At 47.8% G+C, this 17,930-nt stretch carries 4 protein-coding genes; all 4 read left to right on the plus strand.

Annotated elements, in window-relative coordinates; genetic code table 11:
- Positions 1-332: 332 nt before the first annotated feature.
- Positions 333-1,541 (plus strand): acyl-CoA dehydrogenase family protein, encoded by a 1,209-nt coding sequence (locus H6626_00255; protein USN47562.1) that lies wholly within the window; start codon positions 333-335, stop codon positions 1,539-1,541.
- A complete protein-coding gene (locus H6626_00260) occupies positions 1,541-2,092 on the plus strand; it encodes a septation protein IspZ (GenBank protein ID USN47563.1) in 552 nt (183 codons plus the stop codon). Before H6626_00255 ends, H6626_00260 begins: the two co-directional genes overlap by 1 nt.
- A gap of 295 nt (positions 2,093-2,387) precedes the next feature.
- The gene (locus tag H6626_00265; GenBank protein ID USN47564.1) at positions 2,388-3,377 is read left to right on the plus strand and encodes a hypothetical protein; all 990 of its coding nucleotides are present in this window, start codon (positions 2,388-2,390) and stop codon (positions 3,375-3,377) included.
- A gap of 290 nt (positions 3,378-3,667) precedes the next feature.
- On the plus strand, positions 3,668-17,923 hold the full coding sequence (locus H6626_00270) for a choice-of-anchor D domain-containing protein (protein USN47565.1): 14,256 nt from the start codon (positions 3,668-3,670) through the stop codon (positions 17,921-17,923).
- Positions 17,924-17,930 lie beyond the last annotated feature (7 nt).

Genomic DNA, 17,930 nt, shown 5'->3' on the forward strand with positions numbered 1-17,930 from the left:
CGAATCAAATGTCGGTTCGGTCACGTTGGCCACAAAAATCCCCCTGGTAAATTGCTGCTTTGCGACGGTTAATGAGGGGGAGTTTAGTAAAAAATTGATAATTTGCAACGAGGGACCCTACAAAATTTACGGCAAATCCATGCTGCAGCGACTCATTGAGGGGCTTCGTGACGAACCCTTCGGTCCGCAATCCCGTGGCCGCAAAAGGTGTGGGGGTGATCACGAGTTCATGAGAGTTTTCACTCGGTGATAGAGGTAAAAAAATTCACAGTGGCCCAACTCCTATGGGGTCTGTATATTGATTTTGGATTTTACCAGATGAAGGAGAGCCCATGTCCGATGTGCAGTTGCCCCAATTTGATCTTTACAACCCTTCCGAAGAACACCAAATGCTTCGCGATGCCGTTCGTGAGTTTGTTGTGCAAGAAGTGGAGCCACAGGCCCTTGAGTATGACAGTAAAGAGAAATTCAATTTGCCGCTTTTTCGAAAGTTAGGCGAGATGGGGCTTTTGGGTATCACCGTACCCGAAGAGTACGGTGGGGCGGAGATGGATGCCGTGGCCGCCGTCATCGTACATGAAGAATTGTCAGCATCTGATCCTGGTTTTTGTTTAGCTTATCTGGCCCATTCCATGCTCACGGCTAACAACTTTGCTGTGAATGCCAGTGATGAACAAAAAGCTCGCGTGTTACCAAAGCTGTGTTCGGGTGAATGGGTGGGATGTATGGCCATGTCTGAGCCACAGGTGGGTACGGATGTACTGGGTCTTACCACGGTGGCTGAAAAAAAAGGTGAAGGGTATGTGATTAACGGCCGAAAAATGTGGATCACTAACGGCACCATCGATGAAGAGAACACGGCCGCTGATTGTGTTTTGTTGTATGCAAAAACAGGAGAGACCAAGGGGCGGGCTTTAATTTCTACGTTTTTGGTTGAAAAAGATCATCCGGGCTATTCGGTGGGGCAAAAAATTAAAGACAAAGCCGGTATGCGCGCTTCAAACACGGCGGAGTTGGTGTTCACAAATTGCCAGGTGCCGATGTCGGCGTTGATTGGTGCTGAAGGTGATTCGATGGAACACATGATGCGAAATTTAGAACTCGAACGCCTCACTTTGGCTGCTATGAGCTTGGGAATTGCGAAGCGTTCCCTGCAAGTGATGGTTCGTTATGCCAATGAGCGCGAAGCTTTTGGTCAACCCTTGTCGAAGTTTGGGCAGATTCAAAGACACATTGGTGAGAGCTATGCTGAATATATGGCGAGTCGCGCTTATGTTTACGATACGGCTCGGCGATTGGATCTTGCCCAGTCCGGGAATCGAATTGATTCTGATGGTGTTAAATTAGTCGCTTCCACTATGGGAAAAAATGTCGCCGATCGAGCCATGCAGGTTTTGGGTGGTTATGGTTATGTGGGAGAGTACACGGTTGAGCGCTTGTGGCGAGATGCAAAGCTTCTTGAAATCGGTGGTGGCACCATTGAAGCTCATCAAAAAAATATCACCCGTGATTTAGCTAAAGTTTGGCGGGAGCATCTGTAATGGGATCAACATCATTGTTTTTAGTGGTTCTTATTCCTCTACTTGTGTTTGCCGTTGTCGACACTTTTGCATCACTGAAGGTGGCACTGATTGCAGCAGCAGTGGCCGCTTTAGGAGAAGTGGCTTTTTCCTATTTTTATCTTGGCGAGATAGATTCGTTCTCCATGGCCTCGGTGTTTTTAGTGTTTTTAATGGGGGGCGTGGCGTACTTAAAAGAATCTCGACAGATTTTTTATTTGAAGCCGGCCATTTTAAGTTTTGCCCTCGGCGCCTTTTTAGTTGGTGCGCATATGATGGGGCATTCCGTGTTGCTAGAAGGTGTAACGAAATACGCACAGTTATTTCCGCCAGAGCAGCAAGAAGTTTTAGCTCAACCCATGCTTGTGAAAATTTTAACAAATGCCAGTTTTACGGTGGGGATATCATTGATTCTTCATGGGCTGTTCACTGCCTGGGCAGCCTATCGCCTATCCCGCTGGGGTTGGTTAGCCGTAGCCGCCGTGGGTGTCTACTTTTTCATGTTTGCCGGCTTAGTGGCGGCAGCCTTGTAGGGTGCCTGGTTTGTTTTTGGTCACTGTTATGGATTTGTGGGTCCGGTCCTGGCAAAGCTTTAGTGCCAAATTTAAAGAACCACGTAGTCTGGGGGTATAGGATTGCGGTGCCCCGCTTCGAAGGAGGCCGGACCTGGAGCAGCCTCACTTTTTCATAATTTTGGTTCATTTTGATGCACATTTTTGTGCAATCGTCTCAACCTGGGACAGGGGTGGTTTTCTTTTTAGAGTATGTTCAGTTGTGTGATATCCTCAAAGTAATGAATTGTATTTTCTATTGCCGGAGGATGGCTCTTTGCAAGATGTAATGACAAAAAACGACAATGGCGCTGGTCTAGTGAGCGTGTTGGTGTTTTTAGGCGTATCAATGACAGTAATGTTGAGTTTGTTGACTTTGATCAATAATTTAACAAGGGCTCAGTCACGAGTTCAAACAAAAATGGATTCTTTGTTGCTTAGGGATGAACTCGCTGCACTGTTTTGGGATTCAGCTGTGTGTACGGAGGTATTCCAGGGTCAAGAGCTTGACGTGACTGCGGAGTCAGTGGCAGAGAAATTAAGGCAAAGGGCTTCAGACATTAAAAATCGAAATCTCGGCCACACTACCCTGGGTAAATATCAGCTAGGTGTGGCAAAGTTGAATGATTTGCCAATTCAAGTTGTTGGACCGGCGGGCACCGACTATTTGGCCCGCGCATATGTAGAAATTGATTCGCCTTATAACTTTAATCCGCCAGCTGTATTGTTAAAGGTCACCGTGTCCAGCGGTAAAATCACAAGCTGTTCATCTAATACCAGGGACTTAACCGTTGTTGCTGACAACCAAAGTGGTGATGGTTGGGATTCAGGGACAGATCAAAGTTCTTTGGATTCCCGTGCCGCATGCCACTACGAAACGTCAAACTTCATTATTGACGCTAAAGTTGAAAAACATCAGCCGCCAGGAGGAGGGTACGGTTCTTCCTTTTATGTAGGTAAACTGTACGGGAAGTGGAAAACCCCTGATCCTGGCTTGCCGACGGGTTTTAGTGTGGAGTGCAGTTCGGGTAATGCATCGTCGCCGTGGGAAACCGAGTCGAGTGGGGTGATCACCTGGGATTGTTGGATCAGCGAAAGTGGCACAAGTGAACCCACCAGTACAAAATATCAAGTTTGCTCATGGGTTGATAAAACTGGTAGCGATGAAGTTTTGCGAGCACAGATTGTCAATTCTATAGGTGGGTCCTGTCGAGATAATATTTCTAGCAAAGTTATAACTTGTTCGGAGCCGCTGGCGGTGCCTTGAAAAGAGCAAGGCTTTTGAGCAGGTTTTGTCCATTTTGGCCTATAGCGTCTTCAAGTAGACTATGGCGCCAGGTGAGTGTTTCCGTCTTGGGTCAAGGTGGCTTTATTGATCCCAGGGGGAGCCCTAGTCGCAATTGATTCACGTATTAATTCACGTCATCCCACAATAACTCCTGTATCAATTCGAGACTAAAAAAACCAAAAAATCCCTCAAGGTTTGTCGACTTTCGTCCGATCTATATTCGAAGACCTATTTGATAGATGTTGAACGTTAAAAAGGGTTAGAAGAGATTGGAAAAGCTTTTTTATAAAATCATCGATATCGTATTTGGGCGTGCAAAGATATTTTTGCAAGTCGGGGCCATCGTTCAACTTATTTTTGCAGTTGGTTGCAGCATTGGCGATACGACGTTGACGGGTAACTTTATGGGGGCGCTTAAATCCACGGCCGCCCTCAGCCTTGAAAACAATCTCCACTTTCAAATTCCAGAAGATGCTCAGACTCAGTTTGTAATGAAGCTTTCTGACCCCGTCGACAAAGACACACGAGTGGATTGGGTGATTTTTCCTGATGGTGGCGGCGATGCCAGCAGTGATTTTACGGCGATCTCGGGCACTTCAACCATTCCGAAGGGTGAGATTTCATACTCAGTGGCTCTTCCGATCAATGACGACAATTTGTATGAAGGCAACGAAATATTTCGTTGGGTTTTTATCAGCTACAGTGAGCATCTCACCGTTGATATAGAACAATATAATTTTACTATTATCGATAACGAGCCCGTTCCAACCCTATCTCTTTCTAGTGGTTCCAGTCAGTTTAACGAAGCTGATGGGAGTGTTACGGTTGGTGTTATTGTAAACCCTCCAAGTGCTTTTCCCGTTGATATTTCGTACACGGTTGGCGGGTCAGCTCTTGGCGCCGGTGATGATTATGACAACTTTGTGGCTGGCAATTTGAATATTGCCGCGGGTAATGCCACGGCCAACTTTAACATCGATCTTGTTGATGATGCCACAGATGAAACTGATGAAACTATCGTCATTAACTTGACTGGAGCCTTGGTGGACGGCTCCATAGTCGCGACATTGGCGGCTCCCAACGCTCACGCATTGACCATAGTAGATAACGAAAATGCCATTCTTAGCATAACGGACTCCAATCCCTATGATTTTGGCAACGTGAGCGTGAATGGAAGCTCCACATACAGTTTTACTTTGAGCAACGCGGGAGCTGGTGCAGCAACTGCACTTGCCGATTCTCTGGGTCTTTCAGCGCCATTTGAATTTTTAGATGGAACCTATCCTGGTAATGGGGGTAACTGCGGAGGAGCACTTGCCGCAGGTGGATCGTGCGTTTTAGTGGTGGAGTTTGCCCCCACAGCCACAGGTAGTTTTTCTGATGACATTGAACTTTCTTACTTTGACGGTATGGATTCGCAGTCCATCGTTCACGGCGTTCAGGGAAATGGCGCATCCGGCGCGGTTCTTACAATCAGCGATGCCGCCACTTATGACTACGGCTTGACTGAAAATAGCACAACAAAAGATCACAGTTTTACTATCACAAATACTGGGGGCAGCCCGGCTTCAAGTATTGCTTATTCAGGTTTGGCAGCTCCTTATGATTATAAAGACAGCGTGTTTCCGGGCACGGGTGGTGATTGTGGTGCTACGCTTGCGGGCGGAGCTACTTGTACTCTCGTCATTTCATTTTCGCCATCGGCCAGTGGCGCATACCCAGAGCAGCTAGTGGTGGATTATGACTCTGGTACGGGAATGTCTCAAGTGACTCGCGACATTGCGGGTGTGGGTGCAAGTCCTTTTACGTGGACGGGTCTAGGGGTTGACAGCAATTGGGCCACAGCCGGTAACTGGCTCGGGGGCAGTGCTCCAGGTGTTTCTGATGTGGCGGTGTTTGATCAATATTGCACAAACTGCAATGCAACGGTCAATGCTTCCATAAGTATTGCCGGAGCCGAAATGAAAACAGGCTATACCGGCACCATCACACAGGCCTCTGGTGCATCGATAACAATTGGCGCATCGGGCTGGACCCAGCAGGTGGGAACATTTGTTGGTGGTGATAGCGATTTTGTGCTTAGTGATGCACCAGGTGGTAACTTTTCTCTATCTGGAGGGTCATTCACTGGCCCCAACGCCTTATTTAAACCACTCAATGGGTTTAGTATTAGTGGAGGTTCCTTCACAGCAAGTCCGACCACTCACCTCGGTGGGCTCGGTGGCGGCATAATAAATATTGGGGCGAGCGAGCTTAACGATGTTGAATTTTTAGAGGCGATAATATTGACTGGCACGCTAAAGGTTAATGGTGACTTACTGATAAACGCCAGTGGCACAGCTGTCATTAATGGCGGGACCATTGAAGTGGCTGGAAATGTCAATGTGACAAACCAAAATGGTGGAACTTCATTATTGAAGTTTGTTGGGACATCGAACTCCACCTTAACAGTTGCAAACGGCGAAAAGATCAACAAACTAGAACTTGCTATGGGGGCGGCTCAGACCTTAACTGTTGCTGGTGACTTTAGCGCCTGTGGTGGATTTACCTATACGTCAGGGATACTAAATGCCACGGGGTCGACCATTGATTTTACATGCGTAGGCGGCGTCAGTATGAACGCGGGATCGGCTCACTTCGACAGCGTTAAGTTTTCTGAAAACACAACCATAACAGGCTTCCTCAATATTGATGGAGATTTGACATTAAACGGCAGCTACGCATTAAATGCTGGAGAAGTCTTGGTCGCTGGAAATGTCACCTCCAGCTCTTGGTCGCAAGGTACGAGCGCAATGACTTTCAATGGTGCAGGCCTACAAACAATTACCTCCAGTGCCGTCTCAGAGCTACCCACTAGTGCATTCAAGATAGACAAAGCTTCGGGCACTGTCGTGCTTGCAAACGCCATTAGCCTCAACGGTGCAGGCCAAGACCTCAATATCCTAGATGGCGACCTCGACCTCAACGGCTTTGATCTCACCGTCAACGATCAACTGAATGTTGGTGATGGTTCCGGCGCCGCAAGTAGCGCTCGAATACTAAAAGCCTGTAGTACCATCACTGCTGGCACACAAACCGTAAATCCCACAGATGGAGAAATTGTGGGCTCAAGTTCAAATCCAAACATCACCATTTCAGATGCGACAGTGGCCGAAGGCGGTAACCTCGTATTTAACGTGGCATTAAGCGAAGGTGTTTGCGCTACCGACTTCACTGTGAACTATTCTATAAGTAATGGGACGACGACCGCGGCCGACTATGCGACACCTGCCAACGATTCGGATGCGACTCCTGCCGATGGCATATTAACGCTTTCATCTGGAGCAACAAGCGGCACCGTAACGATTGCGACAACAACAGATGCCAATATGGAGATGGATGAGTACCTCATTGTCGTGCTTTCTGTCAATTCCCATGGAACCTTCGTGGATGACACTGGCCGCGGTGTTATCGAAAACGACGATGACAATGGGTACATTTGGACCGGTGATGCGGGTGATGGCGATTTCCATAATGGGGCTAACTGGAGTAACGGAGTCACCGCGCCTGGAAATACCAATGTGGTATTATTTGATGATGTCTGTGCCGATGTGCCAAGCAATTGTGATGTGCTAGTTTCAAATGGCAATGTGGATGTCCAGGGTTTTTGGATCAACGAATCTTACGCGGGCACGATCACCCAAGGAGCAGGTCGCACGATAAAAGTGGGAAATTCTTATTTTGAACAAAGAGGCGGCACTTTCGTGGGGGGTGATTCCACTATTGATGTGGATCGGTTTTACATGAAAGCCGGTACATTTATCAGTACCACTGGTGAGCTTCGAGTGGGGCAAGTGAGCGTCGCTGGCGGCGGGCAGTTAAGTGTCACCGGTGGCGCCTTTGACAACAACTCTGGAACCGTTCGAATGGATGGTCAAATTTGGGATGTGAACCCAGTTCGGGTTGGTGAATTGACTGCACCGTCTGGTTTAACACTCAACAATCTTATTATTGATGCTCATGATACGGAGACTGGCAGCGGGGCGGATGATGCCTACGTCGTAATTGCGAATGGCACAACAATTCATGTTGATGGCGACCTCACAATTCGCGATGGATTCATTGGGGGCGTCAATATGGGCATTTACCCTGGCAACATCTATTTAAAGGGAAATTTTTATCAATTGGACGTTAGTTCCAGTATACGGTCTGAAGTTGTTCAACTGGGTTATGATATAGTTCCACCCATTGTTTACTTTGATAGCGGTGGGTCGCAAGAATATTCAGGAACGTCAAATACTCGGGGTCCACGAATCACGGTGACAAATGGGTCAGTGGTAACACCTGCTGCAGGGACAACGGACGTTGGTTTCTCATCCTTTGCCCTTTTGAGTGGTTCATTTCAGGCTCCATCAGGAACGATGAAGTTGGGGTACAACACCAGTTCAGATGCAGATATGCTCAGTGGTTGGACCCATACGGGAGGTATTTTCGATCATAATTTTGGGACCATTAAATTTGATTCAAATGGATACTTCAATAATCCCCGAAATGGCTGCACTGTGAACTCACCAAGTGGGACTACGTTTTACAATCTTCACATAGCGGTGAGGGATTATGCCTCCGACAGCGGCTACAATGGCGCTGAATTCGACTGGAGTGCAGCTTCCCCATTGACGGTCCTTAATGATCTTATCGTTACTGATGGCGTAGTAAAGGCCGGCGGCAGTTTCATAGTCGGTCGAGATGTGCGTTTAAACTATACAAATGCGCAAATCCACGCTGAAGGGTTTTCTGCGGGACTCACATTTAACGGTGCATCAGATGCAGCCATCGAAGTTCAGTTGGGCGCTTCCGGTTTTAGTACATCATTAAATGTTGAAAAAGATAGTACGAGTACTACAACAATGCTGAGCGATATTAACCTGAGTAGCGCGGGTTTGGATCTCAATTTGGATTCAGGCACATTGGATATCAATGGTCACAACCTAACAGTCAACGACCAACTCAATGTGGGCGATGGTGTTGGCGCCGCAAGTAGTGCCCGCATTTTAAAAGATTGCAATACCATCACGGCTGGCACCCAAACAGTGAATCCCACTGACGGTGAAATTGTAGGTTCAGGAAGCAATCCGAATATCACCATCTCGGATGCCACAGTGTTAGAAGGTGGCAACCTCGTATTTAACGTCACACTCTCTGAAGGTGTGTGCGGAAGTGCAACAAATATCACCTTCACCACCGATAATGGCACGGCAGTGGCTGGCAGCGACTACACGGATAATGACAGCACACTCGTCATCGCTGCCGGCGATACCAGTGGCACCATTACAGTGGTTACCGCCGACGATGGCACTGGCGTGGCTGGTACAATGGAGTTTGATGAGACTCTTTATATTAACCTCACGGGCACAGACCAAGGTGCAATTACTGACAGCCAAGGGATTGGTACGATTCTCAATGAGGACGACAACGGCTACATTTGGATGGGTCGTACTGATAGTGACTGGAATACGGGCGCCAACTGGTCAGGCAGCGCCGTGCCTCCCACCGACGGCAGTGTGGTGGTGGCCTTCACCGGTGCCTGTCAGGCTGAAGCAACTTGCAATGCGGTGACAGCTGGCAATGTGGATGTGAAAGGCATGTGGCTTTATGGTTCTTACGTCGGCACTATCACGCAAAGTCCTGGAAATACTGTTGATGTGGGTACGGATCGGTGGATCCAAAACTCGGGAATATTTAGCGGTGGTAGCAGCCCCATCCAAATCGCCGAGTATGTCTTGAGTGGTGGTGTATTTACAAGCACCTCGGGCTCTTTGACGGTGGGTTATGACCTGCCGCTTAATACCAGCAACGCAGACGGATTCACCGTTTCAGGTGGTACTTTCAATCATAATTCAGGAACGCTCGAATTCAAAAATCAGGCCCTCATTAATGATGCCACTTGGCGTCCTCAGGTAGTTGTAGATGTTTCAGGCAGCCTGGAGCTAAACGATGTCGTGGTAGATATAAATAATTCGGTTGGCCAATTTTCTCACGCTTCTGTCGACATTGCGGTGGGGAATACTCTTGTAGTCAACGGTGATCTTACAATCCACAATGGATATTTGCGTGAAGGTCAAATTGACTTAAAAGGCGATTTGATACTGAACTGTGCAAGTGGTCCTGGTGTCAATTTGTGTGCTGAAGGGGGGACCACGGTCATTACAATGACCGGTGGCTCACCTCAAGAATATACACACCAAGTAGGCGCTTTTGCTCCATTTCTGGTCATCAATTCTAGTTCCACAGTAGGCCCTTCCGCCGGAACTTCGACTCTTGGCGTTTTTGAGTTTACGCTTCAGTCTGGCGGCTTTACAGCTCCAACAGGCCTGATGGAAGTCGGCTATAAGATGCCGAATACAACTGCAAATACAAATGGATTTACAGTTTCTGGTGGAACCTACAATCATAACGGCGGCACGCTAGAGTTTTTAGGTGAGATGTGGAATGCGGGGTCAACGGTGCGTCCAGTTACAGTTGTCGATGTCCCAGGATCACTCACATTAAATGATTTAGTGGTCGACATTAAAGACACATCGGGCGCAAACAGCAATGTTTCAGTTGAAATTGCAGCAGGTGACACTTTAGTTGTTCAAGGCGACTTGACCATAAATGATGGGCAACTGATAGGACAGACTATTGATCTAAAAGGAAATCTCATCATTAATTGTGCCGACGGCTTTGATGGTAATTCTTGTGCAGAGGGTGGCACCACAATCATTTTAATGACTGGTGCATCACCGCAGGAATACACACATGAGCCGGGTGGTTTTGTGCCAACATTACATATCAATTCAACTTCGACAGTTTCTCCTGCTTTGGGCATAACATCACTAGGCGTGTGGAAGTTTGTTCTTCAGAGTGGGACTTTCAGCGCTCCTGCGGGGACAATGCAAGTCGGTTACAGGATGAGCAATAATGCTTCAAATGCAGACGGTTTTACTGTTTTAGGTGGCACTTTTAATCACAGTTCAGGAACCTTGGAATTTTTGGGTAACGAGTGGTCGGGAAGTTCGATGGCGAGTGTCACTACAATTGATGTGGCAAGTTCATTGGATGTTTATAATTTAATTGTCAACGTTGCAGATACATCTGGTGATTTTGACGACGTTTCTGTAGATATCACTGCTGGTGACACGATTGTAGTCAACGGTGACTTGACCATTGAAAATGGTTATTTGAAAGATGGAGTCATCGATTTAAAGGGCAATCTACAAATAAATTGTGATGATGGTCCTTCAGGAAATCTTTGCGCCCAAGGAGGTACGACCGAACTACATTTTACAGGACCTGGTGATCAGAATATTAGTATTGCTTCGAATGCCACTGCTCCCGGAGGTGTTTTTACGGTTTCAAAATCTTCTGGTGATGTTGTTCAATTGAGTTCCGTAAATTTAAGTGCTGCTGGCCAAGATCTTCTGATCTACGATGGCGATTGGAACATGGCAGGATATGACCTCACTGTTAATGATCAACTCAACGTGGGCGATGGTGTTGGCGCCGCAAGTAGTGCCCGCATTTTAAAAGATTGCAATACCATCACGGCTGGCACCCAAACAGTGAATCCCACTGACGGTGAAATTGTAGGTTCCGGAAATAATCCAGATATCACCATCTCTGACGCCTCTGTGCTAGAGGGTGGCAACCTAGTATTTAATGTATCCTTAAGTGAAGGCGTTTGTGCAACCGACTTTTCGGTGAATTACTCTATCAATGACGGTACTGCGACCACAGCGAACTCTGATTATGCTGTTCCGGCAACAGATTCTGATGCTGCTCCGAACGACGGTGTATTAACTCTATCGGGTGGTGCCACATCGGGCACGATCACTGTGGCGTCTACTGCAGATGCGACGATGGAGATTGATGAAAACATGACTGTGGTATTGGACACTCCATCGCATGGCGCACTTACTGACAACACTGGCGTGGGAGTTATAGAAAACGATGATGACAACGGATATATTTGGACGGGCGATGCTGGCGATTCGAACTTTAGCAACGGCGCCAACTGGAGTAATGGAACACTCGCACCTGGGCCGGGCGATATTGTTTTATTTGATGATATTTGCAGTGATGTGCCGGCAAACTGCGATGTGGAAACTACGGCTAGTGTGTCTATTACGGGAATAATGTTTAACAATGACTACCCTGGTACGTTTACGCAAAACAGTGGCCACCAGATATCTACGATTAATCGTTGGCTGCAAGATGGTGGAACCTTTGTGGGCGGAGATTCTAATGTCACCGTTCAAAGTAGTTTCCAGTTGTTAAACGGAAGCTTTACCAGCACCTCTGCAACGCTTGCGGTAGACTACGGTACAAATCGGACTCACATATTTGGAAATACGGCCAATTTTACTCATAACAATGGAAAATTACGATTTTATACAAACAACTCCACGTCCGACAATGTGATTACATTAAATAGGAATATTGACTTATATGACTTGGAGTTTATCCGGACAAGCTCTGGTGGTTCCTATACTCATTGGAATTTTAATAGCACAGGTGTTTTTAATGTAACAAACGATTTGTACTACACTCGAACATTAGCTGGGGGGCTGTCACTAACGGGAAGTTCCATTGAGGTTAAGGGCGACATATTTGCCGGTGGAGGGTATCATTCGGGGGCCCCTAAAATAACTACGGTAGTAAAATTAAACGGCACAGCAGACCAATACTATAATTATACAAGTGGCGTATTTCCTCGCCTTAATATAGAGAAAGTTTCAGGGAGCGTTTTGCCAGAGGTCGGTACCACAGCCCTTGAGGTCACGAGTCTTCGGTTACTTCAGGGTACCTTTACCGCACCTACGGGCACATTGAGTATCTTCTCTCGCGATGGAAATCAGATTCAAATCGATGCGGGCACAACATTTAATCACAATAACGGAAATCTCCGCTTACGTTTTGAGGGGGCCGGCGGGTCAACCGGTACAGTAAACTTAGCTTCGGATTTAAATCTTTACGACATGCAAGTTTCAAGAGGCAACTCCGGTACAGGCTCTCAGACTATTCAAATAAGCGGTGGAAATATCCATTTAATCGATGACTTGTTGTTAACCGCCCACACCGGTACCGGCCCTTTCAAGCTGAATGGCGGAAAAATCTTTGTGGGTGGCGATATGACTGTGGAAACACCGTATTCCGGAGGCTCAACACAAATTGAATTTGATGGGCCGGGCGATCAAACAGCGAGTGTTATTAGTGGATCATTGCCACAGGGAACCTTTACTATAAATAAATTCAGCGGCTCAGTTCTGCTTGGATCTGCTTTGAATTTAGGTGGCACCGGGCAAGATTTGAGTATTTTAAATGGTGATTTCCTACTCAATGGTTATGATTTGACAGTGAACGACCAGCTCAACGTAGGCGATGGTGTGGGTGCTGCAAATAGTGCGCGAATTTTAAAAGATTGCAACACTATCACCGCAGGTGCACAAAATGTAAATCCCACTGACGGTGTTATTGAGGGTTCAAGCTCGAATCCAAATATAACCATTTCTGATGCCTCCGTGTTAGAAGGCGGCAACCTTGTCTTTAATGTGGCATTAAGCGAAGGGGTCTGCGCCACAGACTTCACAGTAAACTATTCCGTTGCTGACGGTACCGCTACCACTGCGAATTTGGATTACTCAACGCCGGCCACTGACTCTGATGCCACACCCAATGATGGTATTTTAACGATTTCAGGTGGTGGTACTTCTGGCACAATCACCGTGGCGACCACGGCCGATGCTACAATGGAGCTTGACGAAACCATCAATGTTTCGATCAACAGTGCCTCTCACGGCAGTATCACCGATAGCAGCGCAGTAGGGGTGATCGAAAATGACGATGACAACGGCTATATTTGGACAGGCGACACTGGTAACGGTAGTCTATCTGATGGTGCAAACTGGAGTAACGGCTCCACGGCCCCTGGTCCAGGTGTGGTTGTGATGTTTAATGACACATGTAGTGATGTGCCAGTTAATTGCGACGCAGTGACCACGTCAAATTTTAGTGTGGCCGGTATATTGATGGCATCAAATTACGCAGGCACTATCACTCAAGATCTCGGACACTCAATCACCGTGGGCACCTCCGGTTGGACGATGGAGGGCGGGACGTTTGATGGTGGTAACTCGCAAATTGCAGTTGGTGACTCGAATTTAGAAATTCTCGGTGGAGTGTTTACTTCTACTCAAGGTCAATTGAGGCTCACTTATAATCAGGCTCCTGGTGGTATTGGTAGTGCGACACCTCTTAAAATCACGGGTGGCGTTTTTAATCATAACTCAGGTACATTATATGCGGATGGCAAGAAGAACGGCACAAACTTTGCTTATAACATGGATGTTCCCTTCGATCAGGCATTCTACAATTTCACTCTCGATAATACTTATAATAGGATTGGATATTTTAGAATCATTGGCGGCGGGCAAATCCGGGTTTTGAATAATCTAAAGTTTTCTACAACTGCCGGAAACGTGGGTGCGACTTTTGATACGGGAACAATTGTTCACGAGGGGCCAAAAATTATCTCCGATCGCGCCGATTATGCGTACCAAATTGGTCATGGCGATGGCCTAGTAAAAATAGCGGGATCGTCAAATCAGAAATTTGAGACGTTAAACAACGGATACTTTCCTCGCCTTCAATATGATAGTCCTGGTAACAGCTTGTCGCCTGAGGTTGGAACGACAGAACTCAATGCCATTTCTCTAGATATTCAAAATGGAAATTTCGTGGGACCGAATACGATCAGTTTGGGTAAAACCAACTTTTATGGAGAAGTGCCATTCCAGATTTCAGCGACAGGTGATTTTGATGAAACGGCAGTGAACGAATTTAATTTGGTTGGTGCTTCAAATGGGAGCAATAAAACAAATTCAATTTCAATTGCCGAAGATGTTTACATACCGACATTAAATATAACCGGTATCGACGCATCAGGTGGGACGAGAACTACATTTCACACATTCTCTGGCGTCGGGAAATTCAACGTGACAAATCAGCTGAATATCACGTCGTCAGCGTTGGATAAAGAAGCCATTAACGGCAACCTCTACGTACAGGGCCACATCAATATCGATGGTGTTTCAACTTCAGGCACGGGCACGATCACACTCAACGGCGGTGGGGACCAAAATTTCACGCAAATAAACGGTGGAGGATTCGATCACATCATAGTGGATAAACTCGGCGGCGAGGTGGTTCAGCAAACTGCTGTTTCAATTGGTGCAAAAAATCTAACCATCGTGAATGGTGATTGGGAAATGAACAATTTTGATTTCACAACCACAGGAACGGTGGATGTGGGCGACGGCATTGGAGCAGCGAGCACGGCCCGAATTTTAAAAGGCTGTAGTACGATCACGGCCGGCACACAAAACGTGAGCCCCACAGATGGAGAAATCGTAGTGTCAGGCTCTAATCCCAACGTCACTATATCAAATGAGTCGGTGACTGAAGGTGGTGCGTTGGTGTTTGATGTAAACTTGTCAGAGGCCGTGTGCGGCGGTAATTTTACAGTGAACTACGCCGTCGTGGACGGTACGGCCACTCTGGCTGATTCCGACTATAGTGGCACACCGACTGACAGCGATGGCGCCCCTAGTGATGGCACATTAACTTTGGCTTCAGGTGTTTCAACCGGTACGGTTTCGATCGCGACAATATCAGATGGCACCAAAGAGTTTAATGAAAAACTCTATGTGAACTTATCTTCAAACTCACACGGAACCATCACGGTGGCGCAAGGCACGGGCACCATTGTGGATGATGATGGCGCAGCGGGCCCTGCCATGGTGAACATAGCCTCTCCACTTAACACCGATTTTATAGTTGCTGGTAACCAAGCAGCTCTGCCTGTTCAAGGCTACTGTACAGAAAGCGGTCTCACAGTAACGATCAGTGCCAATGATACCAACGGCGGCACCGCAGCTGTCACTCCCACAACGCAACCCACATGCACAAGTGGTGAGTATTCAACCACTTTAGATGTATCAAGCCTCGATGATGACACGATTACGATCACAGCCGATCATGACTCAGCCACACAGGCTAGTGTGAGCCTATTGAAGTTGACATCACCACCTTCTGTGGCAATTACATCCCCATTGGCTTCGGACTATATAGCCATCAGTAACGAGTCAACTTTCACGGTAAGTGGCACATGTAGTGCTAACGGCCAGGAGGTCACCATTGGAGCTTATGATGCCAATGGAGCAACGTCTGCAGTGGCTCCGGGAGTTCAACCCACATGTGCTGGTGGTAGTTTTAGTGTATCAATTAATTTATCGTCTTTAGATGATGGTACGATCACAATTGTTGCAGATCACCAGGACGCAGCAGCCAATGTGGCGCCACAATCCTCCGTAAGTCTTGTCAAAGACACTGTGGCTCCAGACGCTATGGATTCGATCACGCTATATAGTGATCTGACAGGTAGTATCTCCTCAACTCTCAGTTACACACCTGACATCACATTGGCGTTCAGCGGTAGCGATGTTGGCACCGGTGTTGACCACTACGAATACCAAATAGAAGAAGCTGTTGGTGGCGTAGTTCAGGGTTGGACCTCAATTGCAAGTTTGGCTCCCTTTCGAGTCAGCGGGTTAAGTCTTGTCGATGCAACCAATTATTTGGTGAAGGTCCGCGTTGTCGATGCGGCAGGCAACGAATCCAGTCCACTATCTTCGGCACAATGGTTAACACAACAAGTGATAAGTGTTTATGACGGTCAGGGTTTGAGTGATCCAACCACATTGTCGGACAACTCGGTGTCTGGAAATATCAGTTCGCTCACTTATAATAGAGCTGCTCCTTACTCTGGAAAAACCTTAACAGTGAACAATACCATTGGTCGAAGCGCAGGTCCCATGTCGCTGTTCTTTTATGCCGACGTCTTGGATTTTAGTTATGGAAGTAAAGTTAATGCCAGCGGCTCGCCGGGGACCTCGGTTGGAGGATCCGCGGGCGGCGCCGGAGGTGCTGGTGCATCTGGAGGTGCCGGTGGCGGCGGTGGTGGCAGTCCGGGGGGCACAAGGGGTACGCCAGGCACCAATGGAGCCAGCGGTACTTCGGGCTCAGGTGGCAGCACTGGAGGCGGCGGTTCCGGAGGAGCGGGGTATGGTGCTATTAGCGATGGATATAACTACGGAAACGGCGGCGACGGTCAGTCATTTAGCGGTTTTACTGGTGGCATTGGTGTTAGTGGAATGGGTGGTGCTGGTGCTGCATGGGACGGAACGTGTTGTGGGTACGGTGGTGGACCCGGCTCCGGCGGCAGCGGAGGATTAATCGTGGCTGCGGCCAATCGCATATCTGGGACCGCACGGCTTAATGTAGCTGGTGGAAATGGCGGAATTCATACTTATACAGGTATTCGCACAAGCGGCGGCGGTGGCGGAGGTGTCATTTGGCTTGCAGCTAAAGAATATTCTGGAAATTTGGCAACGAACACTTTAGGTGGCCAGGGCGATTACTATAACCGCGGTGGCTCGGGCCAAGCTAAGATTTATCAGGTGAATGGTGATGGAAGCTTAACGCTTCGACGAGTTCAAGATACTTGGACTGACGATTCCGTTGCCAGTGAAAAAGGGCTGCCCATGGTGATCAGTGAGCTTCCGGACGTGACAACTCTGGGTGGAGCTGTGAGTGACCAAAGTGTGGGGGCATCCATTTCGACAAATAATTACAGTCACGCCAATCCCTTTGTGGCTCGCAATTTAACTTTTTCAAATTCGACAGTTTCGTACGGGTCAAACAATATCGCTCGTATTTATCTGTATGCGGACCAAGTGGATTTTGGTGCAGGCACCACTCTTTCTGCTAATGGTGAAAATGGGGCTGATAACTCTGGGCCAGGTGGTGACGGGGCCGATGGCGGTGGCGGCGGCTCCAACGGCGGTGGTGGCGGTGCAGGTAAAATGGGTGGTGGGGACCCTGGTACCAACGGAGGTAAGGGTGGTTCGTTAACGATTTCAGCCAAAGTGGGGCAAGGGGTTTCGGGGCGTAATCCCGGTAAGCCAGCATTAAGATTTCCCGCCTACTTTGAAGAGTCATATCTTGATGACACATTTGACTACGGTATGGGTGGAAACGGTGGTAAGGGTGATGGTACAAACGCAGGCGTTGGTGGTGCGGGCACGCCATCGGCCGGTGGTGGCGGTGGCGGTGGCGAAGGTATCTGTTGTTCCACTGGTGGAGCTGGTGGCGGAGGCGGTGGCGGAGGCCTTGTGGTGATCATAGCTAACAACATTATCGGTACGGGTGCTGTAAATGCCAAAGGTGGCAATGGTGGAATGCGATCTTTTGGTGATGTTTGTGGCGGAGGTGGCGGTGGTGGTGTCGTTTGGATTGCCGCCAAGTCTTATAGCGGAGGGCTCTCGGCAAATGTGACCGGCGGAACATCCTGTGGCAGCGGTGTTGCTGGGCAGACGGGTTCAGCTAAAATATTTAAACTTAATAACGACGGAAGCTTAGAAGAAAAAACTTTTGGCGAAAGTTGGTAAATCCCAC

This window comes from Pseudobdellovibrionaceae bacterium (assembly GCA_023898385.1).
GTDB lineage: Bacteria > Bdellovibrionota > Bdellovibrionia > Bdellovibrionales > UBA1609.